The sequence below is a fragment of the Actinocorallia sp. A-T 12471 genome (genome assembly GCF_033875155.1).
GTDB lineage: Bacteria > Actinomycetota > Actinomycetes > Streptosporangiales > Streptosporangiaceae > Actinocorallia.
In genome coordinates, this window is record NZ_JAWZTE010000013.1 from 254,707 (window position 1) to 267,437 (window position 12,731).

The 12,731-nt window shown below is 74.6% G+C and carries 10 protein-coding genes (1 of these 10 running past the window's edge); 3 read left to right on the top strand and 7 right to left on the bottom strand.

Annotated elements, in window-relative coordinates:
- The 5 genes from R9X44_RS29980 to R9X44_RS30000 all read right to left on the bottom strand — a co-directional run.
- On the bottom strand, nt 1–365 hold the 5' portion of the coding sequence (locus tag R9X44_RS29980; protein ID WP_319817690.1) for a non-ribosomal peptide synthetase. 4,390 nt of this gene lie to the left of the window's left edge; 365 of the gene's 4,755 nt are visible here — the first part of the coding sequence; the start codon lies at nt 363–365; the stop codon falls past the left edge of the window.
- Nucleotides 362–2,002: a (2,3-dihydroxybenzoyl)adenylate synthase gene (locus tag R9X44_RS29985; RefSeq protein WP_319817691.1), complete on the bottom strand. Its 1,641-nt coding sequence runs from the start codon at nt 2,000–2,002 to the stop codon at nt 362–364. The genes R9X44_RS29980 and R9X44_RS29985 overlap by 4 nt, the downstream gene beginning before the upstream one ends.
- On the bottom strand, nt 1,999–6,753 hold the full coding sequence (locus R9X44_RS29990; protein WP_319817692.1) for a salicylate synthase: 4,755 nt from the start codon (nt 6,751–6,753) through the stop codon (nt 1,999–2,001). The genes R9X44_RS29985 and R9X44_RS29990 overlap by 4 nt, the downstream gene beginning before the upstream one ends.
- 44 nt (nt 6,754–6,797) lie before the next feature.
- Nucleotides 6,798–7,022 (bottom strand): MbtH family protein, encoded by a 225-nt coding sequence (locus tag R9X44_RS29995; RefSeq protein WP_319817693.1) that lies wholly within the window; start codon nt 7,020–7,022, stop codon nt 6,798–6,800.
- Nucleotides 7,023–7,319: 297 nt separating this feature from the next.
- Nucleotides 7,320–8,285, bottom strand: a complete 966-nt coding sequence (locus R9X44_RS30000) for a M48 family metalloprotease (protein ID WP_319817694.1) — start codon at nt 8,283–8,285, stop codon at nt 7,320–7,322.
- Nucleotides 8,286–8,442: 157 nt separating this feature from the next.
- Between R9X44_RS30000 and R9X44_RS30005 the strand changes: the two genes are divergently transcribed.
- Nucleotides 8,443–8,778, top strand: a complete 336-nt coding sequence (locus R9X44_RS30005) for a hypothetical protein (RefSeq protein WP_319817695.1) — start codon at nt 8,443–8,445, stop codon at nt 8,776–8,778.
- On the opposite strand, the gene R9X44_RS30010 is transcribed toward R9X44_RS30005, so the two are convergent.
- Together R9X44_RS30010 and R9X44_RS30015 are read right to left on the bottom strand one after the other, a co-directional pair.
- A complete protein-coding gene (locus tag R9X44_RS30010) occupies nt 8,759–9,190 on the bottom strand; it encodes a hypothetical protein (protein ID WP_319817696.1) in 432 nt (143 codons plus the stop codon). The two genes, R9X44_RS30005 and R9X44_RS30010, sit on opposite strands and share 20 nt — an antisense overlap.
- A gap of 48 nt (nt 9,191–9,238) precedes the next feature.
- Nucleotides 9,239–10,339, bottom strand: a complete 1,101-nt coding sequence (locus R9X44_RS30015) for a hypothetical protein (RefSeq protein WP_319817697.1) — start codon at nt 10,337–10,339, stop codon at nt 9,239–9,241.
- A gap of 18 nt (nt 10,340–10,357) precedes the next feature.
- Between R9X44_RS30015 and R9X44_RS30020 the strand changes: the two genes are divergently transcribed.
- Entirely contained in the window at nt 10,358–10,855 is a 498-nt protein-coding gene (locus tag R9X44_RS30020; protein WP_319817698.1) for a hypothetical protein, read from the top strand.
- Nucleotides 10,856–10,956: 101 nt separating this feature from the next.
- Nucleotides 10,957–11,958 (top strand): alpha/beta hydrolase, encoded by a 1,002-nt coding sequence (locus R9X44_RS30025; protein WP_319817699.1) that lies wholly within the window; start codon nt 10,957–10,959, stop codon nt 11,956–11,958.
- The last annotated feature ends 773 nt before the right edge of the window (nt 11,959–12,731 follow it).

Below are 12,731 nucleotides of genomic sequence, written 5' to 3' on the forward strand. Positions count from 1 at the left end.
TCGACCACGGGCGGCAGCTCGGCGTGGACCACCTGGACGACGCCGCCGTCCTCCCCCATCCGGTAGGTGGTCCGCAGGATGTCGTGCCGGGCGACCACGCCGTGGACTGCCGCGACGAGCGCGTCGGCGTCGAGCGGCCCGGCGAGGTCGAGCGCGATCCTGACGTTGTAGCCGGTGGTGCCCGGGTCGAGCTGCTGGAGCGACCACATGCGGTGCTGCCCTCCGGAGACGGGCAGCACTCCTCCGGCCGACGCCGACGCCGACGCCGCCGCCGCGACGGGCGCTGGCGCGTCGGCGAGGTCGCGTTCGGCGAGACGGCGGCGCAGCAGCGCGCGGCGCAGCGCCGCGGGGTCCTTGGTGCTCACGGACGGGGCCCTTCCTCGCTGGTGAGGCGGGCCACGAGGTCCCGCTTGCTGATCTTGCCGACAGCGGTGAGCGGCAGTTCCGGCAGCACGACGAGCCGGTCGGGCAGCTTGAACCTGGCCACGCCGAGCGCCGTCAGATGGGCCTTCAGTTCCTTCAGCTTGGGCGGCCGCTCGGCTCCGGCGGCCGGGACGACGACGGCGCACAGCCGCTCGCCCAGGTCGTCGTCGGGCAGCCCGATCACCGCGGCGAGCCCGACGGCCGGGTGGGCGAGGATGAGGTCTTCCAGCTCGGTCGCCGGGACCTTCTCACCGCCCCGGTTGACGACGTCCTTGACGCGTCCCTCGACCACAAGGTGGCCGGTCGGGGTGCGGCGGACCAGGTCGCCGGTGCGGAAGAACCCGTCGGGGGTGAAGGCGGTGGTGTTGTAGGCGTCGGCCCGGTAGTAGCCGCGCAGCGTGTACGGGCCGCGCGTGAGGAGCTCCCCGATCGCGCCGGACGCGACGTCGTCGCCGTCGTCGTCCACCACGCGCACCTCGTCGTGCGGGCTGAGCGGGCGGCCCTGGGTCGTCGCGACGGTCTCTGGGTCGTCGTCGGCGCGGGTGAAGTTCAGCAGCCCCTCGGCCATGCCGAACACCTGCTGGAGCGCGCAGCCGAGCGCGCCGGGCAGCCGTCGGGCGAGGTCGGCGTCGCACTTGGCCCCGCCGACCTGGAGCAGCCGCAGGCTCGCCAGATCGTGCGACGCGTACGCGGCGGCGTCCGCCCACAGCCGGGCGAGCGGCGGCACCAGCGCGCTGACGGTGACGCGTTCCCGCTCGATCAGCGGGAACGCCGCGTCCGGGCTCGGGCTCTCGGTCATGACGACGGTGCCGCCGACGCCGAGCGCACCGAGCACGCCGGGGCAGGCGAGCGGGAAGTTGTGCGCGACGGGCAGCGCGACGAGGTAGCGGTCGGCCTCGGTGAGCCCGCACACCTCGGCGCTGGCGCGGGCGTTGTAGGCGTAGTCGTCGTGGGTGCGCGGGATGAGCTTGGGCCGTCCGGTCGTGCCGCCGGAGATGAGCAGCACCGCGACGTCCGAGGCCGCGACGGGCGCGGCGTCGGCGAGCGCGGCCGGGTCGGCGGAGACGTCGGCGAGCGCGGTGTAAGGGCCGGGGTCGCCGAGCACGAGCACATGCCTGAGGCTCGGCACCGCCGCGACGGCCTCGGCGGCGAGGTCCCGGTAGTCGAATCCCTCCCGGGCGTCGGCGGTGACATACCCGACGGCCTGGGACAGCTCGGCGAGGTGCAGGATCTCGGTGCGGCGGTGCGCGGGCAGCGCCATGACGGGGACCGCGCCGATCCGCAGCATCCCGAACAGCAGGGTCACGAACTCGGCGGTGTTCGGGAGCTGCACCACGAACCTGTCGCCCGGCCTGACGCCGAGCGCGAGCAGCCCGGCCGCCGTCCGCGAGGCCCGCAGGTCAAGTTCCCGGTAGCTGACCCGGTCCGCGCCGGAGACGATCGCGACGGCGTCGCCGGACCGCTTGGCCCAGGCGGCGAGCAGGTCGCCCAGGGTCTCGCCGCGCCACACCCCCGCCGCGCGGTAGGCCCGCGCGGCTTCCTCGGGCCAGGGGGCGGCTCCTTCCAGCAGGCCGCTCACGCCGCGTCCTCCTCGTCCATGAGCGCCGCGACCTCGGCGTCACTCAGCGACTCGATCTCCCAGACCAGCTCGGCGATCTCCTCGAGCCGTCCGGGCCGGGCCTGGTCGCGGACGAGCGCGGCGGCCAGGCCCGCGACGGTCGGCGCGCCGAACAGCGCGCGGACCGACAGGGACGCGGTGTCGAGCATGTCGCGCAGCCGGGCGATGATGGCGGTGGCCAGCACCGAGTCGCCGCCGACCGCGAAGAACTCCTCGCGCGCGCCGAGCCTGTCCAGGCCGAGGGTCTGCCGCCAGACCAGCGCGATGACCTCTTCCAGCGCCCCCGAGGGTGCCGGGCCGTGGGCCTCGCCGCTTTCGGCCTCGAGCGCGGCGGCGACCGCCTTGCGGTCGACCTTCCGGTTCGGGGTGAGCGGCAGCGCGTCGAGCGCGACGATCCGGCTCGGGTTCATGTGCGGCGGCAGCAGCTCGCGGGCCCGGGCGGCGATCCGCGCGGCGACGCCGTCGGGCGCGTCAGGCACCGGCACGACCGCCGCGCCGAGCACCGGCGCGCCGCCCGTCCCGACGATCGCGGCAGCCGCGGCGGCGGCCTCGGGGTCGGCGGCCAGCGCGGCCTCGACCTCGCCGAGCTCGATCCGGTAGCCCCTGATCTTCACCTGGTCGTCGCGGCGGCCGAGGAACTCAAGGCACCCGTCGGGCCGGTAGCGGGCCAGGTCGCCGGTCCGGTACCAGCGGCCGCCCTCGTGCGCCACGAACCTGTCGGCGGTCCGCTCGGGGTCGCCCCGGTAGCCGTGCGCGACGCCCGCGCCGCCGATCCACAGCTCCCCGGCGACCCAGTCGGGCCGGTCCGCGCCGACGGCGTCCACGACCCGGCAGCGCACGTTGGCCAGCGGCACCCCGTACGGGACCGAGTGCCAGTCGGCGGGGACGGGCCCGGTCACTTCGAGGAACGTCGAGTGGATGGCGGTCTCGGTCGTGCCGCCGAGCGCGGTGAACCGGCAGTCCGGCGCCGCGGCGGCGAGCCTCGCGGGAAGGTCCACGCCGACCCTGTCGCCGCCGAGCAGCACCGCGCGCAACGTCGGCCCTAGCGGTGTTCCCGAGGCGAGGAGCATGTCGAGCAGCGCGGGCACGCAGTTGAGCACCGTGACGCCGTGCGCGGCGACGAGCGCGCCCCAGCGCGCGGCGTCACGTCGGTCCTCGGCGACGGGCACCACCGCGCCGCCGACGGACAGCGGGGCGAAGAGATCGAAGACCGACAGGTCGAAGTCGAGCGCCGACAATCCGAGGGTGCGGTCGGCGGGGCCGAGCGTGAACCTGTCGATGAGGTCCTCGATGGTCGCCATCGCCGCGCGGTGCGGCACCTCGACGCCCTTCGGCTCGCCGGTCGAGCCCGAGGTGAACAGGATGTAGGCGGTGGCCTCCTCCGGGACGGCGACGGGCGCGGCGAGCGGCTCGGCCGTCAGCGCCTCGGCCACCGGCAGCACGAGGCCGTCGCCGGACTCGGCGAGGACCACGCGGTGGCCGGTGCGCGCCGCGACCCTTGCGACGCGCGCCTCGGGCTGCTCAACGCCGATCGGCACATACGACGCCCCCGCCGCCAGCGTCCCGAGGACCGCGGCGACCTGGTCGGTCCCCTTCGGCAGCGTCACCGCGACGGGCTCGCCGGGCCGCACCCCGCGCGCGACCAGCGCCCCCGCGACGCGCAGCGCCCGGTCAGCGAGTTCCCCGTAGGAGACTGTCTCGTCGCCCAGCAGGGCCGGTGCTTCGGGCGCGGCGGCCGCGTGGGCGAAGAACCCGTCGTGCAGCAGCGCGCCCGAGCGCGGCCGGTCCGTCGCGTTGACGGCGGCGCGGCGCTCGCGCTGCCCGTCCGGCAGGAACCCCCCGGCGGGCTCGCGCCAGGCGTAGGGGTCGGCGGCGAGGCGACGGACAAGGCCGGTGAACGCGGCGAACATGGCGTCGACCACGTCGTCGGCGAGCTCGTCCTCCCGGGAGTCCCAGTTGACGAGCAGGCCGCCGTTCAGCTCGGTGATCTGCGCGTCGAGCAGCACCTGCGGGCCCTGAGAGACGATCCAGGCCGGTTCGCCGAACGCGCCGCGCACGTTCCCGTCGAAGAGTTCCCCGAGTCCCAGCGCGCTGGTGAACACCACGGGGGCGATGACCTGCTCGCCGTGCAGACGGGTGAGGTCGCGCAGCACCTCGACGCCGGTGTAGTCGGCGTGCGCGGCGTCGGCGTGCATCCGCGCCTGGACCCGTCGCGCCCGGTCCACGAACGCCTCGGGCGCGCTCAGGTCGATCTCCAGCAGGACCGAGCTGGTGAAGTCGCCGACCAGGCCCGCGACGTCGGGGTGGACCGGCTCGCGGTCGAACAGCGGCACGTTCAGCAGGAAGCGCGGCTCGGCGCTCCACGCGCCGACCACCTCGGCGAACGCGCTGGCCACGGCCATGGCGGGCGTGACGCCGTGGGCGCGCGCCGCGTTCTCCAGCGCGGCCTTCTCCCCCGAGGTCAGGGTGACCGCGCGACGTGTCACGCGCGGCGGCCCGTCCGGCGCGCGCAGGGCACGCGGCAGGTCGGGCGCGCCGGGCAGCGTCGGGAGCCTGTCGCGCCACCAGGCGGCGGCGCGGCGGGCGGCCTCGGCGCGCGCGGCGGGACGGGCGGCGCGGTAGGAGCGGTAGTCGTAGGCGAGCGGCGGGATGCCCGCGTCGGGGTCGGCGTAGAAGCGGGCGAGGTCGGCGAGCATGACCCGGTAGCTGACGGCGTCGGCGGCGACCATGTCGACGTCGAGGTGCAGCCTCGTCCGCCCGCCCGGCAGCAGGGTCAGCGCGGTCGAGAAGACCTCGCCCGCCTCGATGTCGAGCGTCTGGTGCGAGCACCCGTCGCGCAGCTCTTCCAGCCGTGCGGCGCGCTCGTCGTCGGGGGCGTCGCGCAGGTCGAGGACGGTGAGCCCGCGCCAGCCCGAGACCGGCGCGACGCGCTGGCGGCCGTTGTCGGTGACCACGACCCGCAGCATCGGGTGCCGCTCGACCAGCAGGCCGATCGCGGCGCGCAGCCGGTCGGGGTCGACGTCCGCGCCGTCGAACTCGGTGTACAGGTGGGCGGCGACGCCGCCGAGCCGCTGGCCCGCGCCCCTGCCCACCCAGTAGGCGTGCTGGAGGACGGCGAGCGGGAAGGTGCCGTCATATGAGCCGTTGGAGGCGGCGACGGGTTCCGGCGCGGCGGCGGGCGGGCGCGCGCCGAGCAGCTTGGTCCAGGCGTCGAGCGTCGGCCGCTCGGCCAGGTCGGCGAAGCTCACCTCGACGCCCGCCTGCCGCCAGGTCCCGACGAGCTTCATCAGCGCGATCGAGTCGAGGCCGAGTTCGAACAGGTTGTCCTCGAGGGCGATGTCCTCGGGCTCCTCCTCGGTGAGGCGGGCCGCGAGCGCGCGCAGGGAGTCGGCGGAAAGGTCGGGGCCCTGCGCGGCGGCCGGGACCAGGAAGCGCGAGACGCTGAGCAGCTTCTCGTTGGTCTCCTCGAGCTCGCGCTCCGGCGTCGACATCGCGACGACGCCCGCGCCCGCGCGCAGCCAGGTGCGGCCGTCGCGGGCGTAGACCGAGCGCAGCACGAGCGCGGCGTCAAGGCCGCCGTGCGCGTCGAGCGCGATGACCGCGCCGCTGTACAGGCCGCGCGGCTCGCTCTCCTGGCGGGCGATGAGGTCGAGCGCGGGCGGCTTGGGGATGCCCGAGGCGGTGACGGCGGGGAACAGCGCGGCGAACGCGTCCCACGGGCCGACGCCGTCGGCGAGCACGCCCGACACCCGCGACGCGAGATGCTGGACGCTGCCGCGCTCCTTGACGTCGAGGAACTCCGCGACGTGCAGGGAGCCGTCCTTGCACAGCGCGCGCAGCTCGTCCTGGGCGAGCCGGACGGAGATGGCGTGCTCGAAGACCTCCTTGGGGTCGGTGAGCAGGTCGCGGCGGTGCGCGAGGTCGGTGTCCGGGTCGCCGACGAGGCTGCGGGTGCCCGCGAGCGGCTGGGTGGAGACGGCCCCGTCGGGCTTCACCTCCACGACCGTCTCTGGGCTGAATCCTGCGGCGCGGACGCCGCCGAGGTCGAGCAGGAACGAGCGGGCCGGGTCGTTGCCGCGCCGTCCCGCCGGGTAGGTGGCCGGGAGGTCGATCTCGCCGGGGACCGGCACGACGCGGGAGAGGATGACCTTCTCCAGGAGGCCCGCGTTGATGTCGGCGACGGCCCGGGACACGGCGTCCTTGTAGGCGTCGGCGGCGACGTCGCGGAAGACCGCGGGGTCGCGCGGCGCGGCGGCGGGCGGCGCGGGCGCGGCGAGCGCGGCGGCGTACTCGGCCCGCGCTGACGCGTCGGACACGGCGGCCGACCCGTCGGGGCGGAGGGTGATCTCGCGGCCGGGGACGAGCAGGTGCAGCAGCGTGTCCGGGCCGGCCGCGGCGGGCTCGCCGTGCAGCAGGTGGGCGAGTTCGAACGCGGCCCAGCCGTAGGCGCTGCGCCACGGCAGGTCCGCGCCGAGTTCGGCGAGCAGCGCGGCGACCTGGCGGAGCGGGTGCGGGCCGGTCTTCTCGGTGCGCACCGCGGCGCCGTGGACGAGCGTCACGCGCTCCCGGTCGAGGCGCAGTTCGGCGACGGCGTCGGTCGCGAACGTCCAGACGCCGTGCCGTTCGTAGACCACGTACGGCCCTGCCGCGCGCCTGGCGAGCGCGGCCGCGACGGCGAGCGGATCGGGTGACGGAGAGGGGGTCAGGGACATGGGGACCTCAGCCTTCGACAACGGTGCGGGCGGCGCGGGACGGGTCAGGCCGTCCGGTCCTCGGCCATCGCGGCGACGAGGCTCGCGGGCCGCATGTTCGTCCAGTTCCGCTCGACGTACTCCAGGCATGCCGCGCGCGTGTCGGGGCCGTGCGCGGCGGTCCAGCCCTCGGGGGTCCCGGCGAACACCGGCCAGAGCGAGTGCTGGCCTTCGGCGTTGACCAGGACGAGGAACGTGCCGTTCTCGTCGTCGAAGGGGTTGGTGGACATGGGTGTGCCTCCTGGGGGGCGGGACGACCGGATTTCCGGCATGGCGAAGCAGCCGGTTTCCGTCTCCGTGCGGGCCACGGAGCAGGCCGGTTAGGTAAGGCTAAGCTAAACTCCTACAAGCTTGTAGTGGATGCGCGGCGGCTGTCAACCCGCCAGGAAACCGGACGGAAACACCGGCGCGCCGGGGCCGTCCGGCTCTGTCGGCGACCGCGTTTCCGGGCGCGGCGGGCACACGGAAAGACCCCCGGTGCGGCACCGGGGGTCTTCAGGGACGGGGGGGGCGGGGTGCCCGGGCCGTCAGTCGTTCTCGTCGGAGGAGTAGGCGAGCAGCTCGTACAGGTCGTAGGCGCACTCGCCGGTCCACACGATCGTGCTCGCGGCGAGCACCACCGGCACGCCGAGCAGCCAGCGGCGGCGCACCTCGGGGCCGGTCATCGCGGCCATCCTGCGCGGCACCACCCCGGGCGGCGAACTCATCGCGAGCAGCCCGGGCGGGCGCGGGCCGGCGCCGGTCTCCTTGACCGCGAGCGCCGCGTGCGCGATGGCCCGCGCGACGTCGCCACGGCTGCCGGTGGCGCGCGCGGCCTCCTCGTCGGCGGCCCGCTCGACCAGGTAGGACACCCGGCGCACGAGCGGCCACAGCAGCGGGTTCGCGTAGGCGGAAAGGCGGGTGAACCAGACGAGCTGGTGGTGGCCGCCGTCGAGGTGGGCGCGCTCATGCGCGAGGACCGCGGCGAACTGGGGCGCGGCGAGGGCGTCGCGCAGGCCCGTCGTGACCACGACCCTGCCTTCGTCGCCGGACTTGCCGGGGAGCGCGAACGCGTCGACGCGGTCGTCGGGCAGCACGACGACGTCGGCGTCAGCGGGTTCGAGGTCGCCGGGTTCGAGGTGGCCCTCGATGTGGTCGATCTCCTCCCACGCCGCGCGCAGCGACGCGCGGTAGCGCCGCCAGCCGACGAGCACCGCGACGGAGCTGACCGCGAACCAGACGACGGACAGCCCGGTCGCCCACGGCACGTGCGCGGTGTCGGCCTTGACGACCTCGGCCGACCAGCCGCCCCAGGCCGCGACCGCCGACAGCTCCGAGACCGCCTTGAGCACGAACGCGAGCACGTTCACCGTCGCGCACGCCGCGGCGGTGACCGCCGACCACGCGAACACCTTGACGGCCACCGCGGGTTTCAGCCGGTCGGCGAGCAGCCACGCGCCGAGCAGCACGAGGGCGGGCGCGACGAGAACTGAGTACGCGAAGTGGTCGAACATGCTCACCTTCTCGGCCGGGGGTGGCGCAAGTCTGGCACAGTCGACATGTCCGATGATCTACTACATACTTGTAGTAGATAGGTTCGCCTTGCCACGCCCGGGCCCCCTTGACACGGCCCGCGCAGGCACCGGCGTGCGACGACGTGACGGGGGTGCGATGCGGGGTCCGTCCGCGCGCTCGGGCCCGTCGGCACGCGACCGGACCCGGCCGGAACTCCTCGCGTTCACCGGACCGCTCCCCCAGGTGGCGGCGGGCGACCCCGTCTGGTGCAGGGACGCGCTCGGGCGCGGCTGGACCCGTCGCGTCGCCCTCGACGGGCCGCGCTACGACCAGGCGGCCGCCCACCGGACCTGCCGGCTGACCGTCCCGACCTCCTCGGTGCACGACTGGCACGCGCACGGCCTGTCCGCACCGTCGGTGAACTGGCCCGCCGAGGACGTGGCACGCGCCGACCTGCCCGTCCCCGGGCCGATCATGGGCGGACGCGGGTGAGCGGGCCGAGGTCGGCGCGCAGCTCGTGGAAGAACCGGACCGCGCGCGGCACCTTGTGCGAGCGGTAGCCGAACGCGGCGAAGCTCGCGTGCAGCTCCTCTTCTGGCGCACCCGCCTCCACAAGGCGTAGCTGCTCGGCGTACGCCTCGCGTGCCCATGCCCGTAGGAAGTCTCTGCGCTTGGTGCGTCCGGAGACGACCGCGCGCATCGGGCCTGGCGCGACCGTGCCGTCGGCGTCGAGCAGGCCCATCCGCTCGAGCAGGTCGAGCAGCTGCGGGCCGACCGACGGCGGATACCCGGCGACGGCGCTGAGATCGAGCCGCGCGGGCAGCGCGCCGCGCCCGGCCAGGTCCTCGAAGAACGCGGCGAAGGTCCGGTAGGAGAACGACGGCGGCGTCCAGCCCTGGCTCACTGCTGTCCTCCTCGGTCGGCTCCGGTCATTGTGCCGGGTATGCCGCGCTCAGAGGTAGGCGTCGCTGCGGTAGCGGCCGTGGTGGAGGCGCAGCGCCAGCCACTCCTCGGCCTCGCCGGGCGTCGCGCCCGTCCCCTCGGCGTAGACGCGGGCGCACGTGTCGGCGACGGCGGGGGCCATGCGGCGGCCGTCGCCGCAGACGTAGAAGACCGCGTCGCGGCGCAGGAGGTTCATGACGTCCACGCGGTCGCGCCAGACCCGATCCTGGACATAGCGGACGCCGTCGCGCGGCGCGGCGGAGAAGGCCGGGCGCACCTCGACGATCCCGGCGGCGGCCCACGCGGCGAACTCGTCGCGGTAGAGGAAGTCGACGTCGGGGTGGTCGCAGCCGAAGAACAGCAGTGACGGCGCGGGCGTCACGCCCTCGCGCGCGGCGCGCAGGGCACGATCCTGGAGGAAACCGCGGAACGGCGCGACACCGGTACCCGCGCAGACCATCACCATCGGCGTCGCAAGGGACTCCGGCGGATGGAACGCCTTCCCCGACCGCACAACGCCGACCCGCACCGCCTCCCCCGGCACAACGCCGGCAAGGTACGTCGAAGCCGACCCCCCGAACGCCCCCGCCGCATCCCGCACCACCGCCACCGTCAACGACACCCGCCCCGGATCCCACCGCGGCGACGACGAGATCGAATACCTCCGCGCCACAAGCGCCCCATGCAGCCCCAAAAACCCCGCAAAATCCACCCCCGGAAACCTCTCCACAAGCTCAAGCACCGTAACCCCCCTCCCACCTCTGATCCCCTCGACCATGGCGCGACCGCTCGACTCGGCCGCCGCGAGGACGGCGTGGGTCGTGACCGCGAGGCGCTCGACGCGGGCGGGGGTCGCGGGCTCGGTCAGGGCCACGTGGGCGGTGAGCAGGTCGGCCGCGGTGAGGGGGATGCCGTGCAGGGTGAAGGGGGCGTCTCGGGCGAGGCCGAAGGCGGCCAGCGCGCGGTCCACGACCTCCGGAGGGTTGCGAGGGAGAACCGCCAGGTAGTCTCCCGGCTGGTAGGAAGATCCTTCCGGAAGGGCGATCTCCAGGTGCCTGCGGGAGCGCGCGTGCGGGCCCGTGGTGTCGGCCAGCTCCCGGTTAACGACCACGGTCCCCTGCCCAAGTTCGTGCCCCCTCGGCGGGACCGCTCCGTCAAGAACGACAGGCTCGCCCAAGCGCGCGGCGTCGCGGACGACGGGCTGGACCGGGCGCGCGGCGTGCCGGGCAACGCCGTCGGGAATGACGGGCTCGCCTGGGCGCGCGAGGGGGCGGGCGACGCCGTCGAGGACGACGGACTCGCCCGAGCGCGCGGCGTGCCCGGCGACACCGTCGAGGATCACGGGCTCACCCGGGCGGGCGAGGGGGCGGGCGACGTCATCGAGGACGACGGGTTCGACCGGGCGGGCGACGTCGTCGGGGATGGCGGGCTTGCCTGGGCGGGCGGCGTGCCGGGTGACGTCGTCGGGGCGCGAGTGTGGGGCTTTTCCGTTGGTCGACGGGGGGTGTGTCGCCCCCGGCTGGGGCATGTGCTGCGACGCCACGGTTCCTCCCCCGAGTTCTCTCCTTCGACCATCCCCGCGCGAATCGCCGCCAAACGGCGGGCGGCGTCCGGCGGGGAGGGGTGACCCGCCAGATGGCGGGTAGAATCCGCCGCGCGGCGGGCGCACTTCAGGCCGTCGCACGGCGACCATGGTGACTCCGGTCACACCACCCCTGGGAGTCGACGATGACTACAGCACATTCCGCGTCCGGCACGCCGGTCGGACCGCCGCCGCCCTTCGACGCCGAGCTCGCGCCCGTGCTCCGCGTGATGAACGAGGCGCTCCCGCCGGACGCCTTCGCCGACCTCGACAAGCTCAAGGACTCGTTCGCGGCCGCCGTCGAGCAGCCGTCGCCCGAGTCGTTCTCGCGCGACGGGGCCTACACGATCGAGGAGCGGTTCGTCCCCGGGCCCGAGGGCGCGCCCGACATCGCGCTGCTGATCTGCCTGCCCACCCGCGTCGAGGCGCCGTACCCGCTGATCTACCACACGCACGGCGGCGGCATGGTCATCGGCGACAACAAGGTCGGGCTCCCCGACACTCTCGAGCTCGCCGAGGGCGTCGGCGCGGCTGTCGTGTCGGTGGAGTACCGGCTCGCGCCGGGCACCCGGCACCCCGGGCCCGTCGAGGACTGCTACGCGGGCCTCGTCTGGGCCGTGGAGCACGCCGAGGAGCTCGGCGTCGACCCCGCGCGGGTGATCGTCGGCGGGGCGAGCGCGGGCGGCGGGCTCGCCGCTGCGCTCGCGCTGCTCGCCCGCGACCGGGGCGGGCCCGCGCTCGTCGGACAGCTCCTGATGTGCCCGATGATCGACGACCGCAACGACACGCCCTCGTCGCACCAGATGGCCGGGCTCGGCGTCTGGGACCGCGCCTCGAACGAGGCGGGCTGGACCGCCCTGCTCGGCGACGCGCGCGGCGGCCCCGACGTCTCCCCCTACGCGGCCCCGGCCCGCGCGACCGACCTGTCCGGCCTGCCCCCGGCGTTCATCGACGTCGGCTCCGCCGAAACCTTCCGCGACGAGGACGTCGCCTACGCCTCACGCATCTGGCAGGCCGGCGGCGTCGCCGAACTGCACGTCTGGCCCGGCGGCTTCCACGGCTTCGACGGCATCGCCCCCCACACCACCTTGTCCCGCGACGCCCGAGCCGCCCGAGCCCGCTGGCTATCCCGCCTCCTCACCCCCTAACCCCACCCCCACCCCCGCGTCCCCCAATCCGCCCGGGGGCCGCCCGGGCCGGATTGGGCCGCCCGGGGCCGCCCAGGGCGGATTGGGGCCGCCCGCGGCCGCCCCCTCGCCGCCAGGCCCCCGCCCCCTCGCCCCCCCCACCAACCACACCCAACACACCCCCACCCCACCGCCACCCGGCAACCCCAAGACTCACTAGACCCTCTAAACCCGCTAGGACTGCGAGGCCCACTAGCAACTCAAAGCCCGCTAGGACTTCGCATATCGATAGGACTGCGAGTCTCGAAAGCGCCTCTAGCCCCGCCAGGTTTCCTGGGCCCACTAGGTCTGCGACAGTCGATAGAACCCCTAGCACCGCTAGGGTCGCTGGGCCTGCTAGACCCAATAGGAATACCGAGGGGCCGCCCGGAACCTCTAGGACCTCTAGGACCTCTAGGACCTCTAGGACCTCTAGGACCTCTAGGACCTCTAGGACCTCTAGGACCTCTAGGACCTCTAGGACCTCAGCGATGCTAGATCCCTAGGGGCTTCTCGGCCCGCTAGGGGACGCTCGGCTTGTCAGGGCCGCCGGGGGACGCTAGGGCCCCTAGCGCCGGTAAGAGCCTTGGTGGGGCTAGGGGATCTAGCGCTGCTAGAGGTGCTAGGAGCCCCTAGGTCTGCTATGGCGAATGGAAACGCTAGGGCGGCTAGGGCGGCTAGGGCGGCTAGGGCGGCTAGGGCGGCTAGAGCGGCTAGAGCGGCTAGAGCGGCTAGAGCGGCTAGAGCGGCTAGAG

What these genes read in the sequence shown, in the direction of transcription:
- R9X44_RS29990 (WP_319817692.1), bottom strand. Translation starts at nt 6,753, where the DNA reads ATGTCCCTGACCCCCTCTCCGTCACCCGATCCGCTCGCCGTCGCGGCC.
- R9X44_RS30025 (WP_319817699.1), top strand. Translation starts at nt 10,957, where the DNA reads ATGACTACAGCACATTCCGCGTCCGGCACGCCGGTCGGACCGCCGCCG.
- R9X44_RS30000 (WP_319817694.1), bottom strand. Translation starts at nt 8,285, where the DNA reads ATGTTCGACCACTTCGCGTACTCAGTTCTCGTCGCGCCCGCCCTCGTG.
- R9X44_RS30005 (WP_319817695.1), top strand. Translation starts at nt 8,443, where the DNA reads ATGCGGGGTCCGTCCGCGCGCTCGGGCCCGTCGGCACGCGACCGGACC.
- R9X44_RS29995 (WP_319817693.1), bottom strand. Translation starts at nt 7,022, where the DNA reads ATGTCCACCAACCCCTTCGACGACGAGAACGGCACGTTCCTCGTCCTG.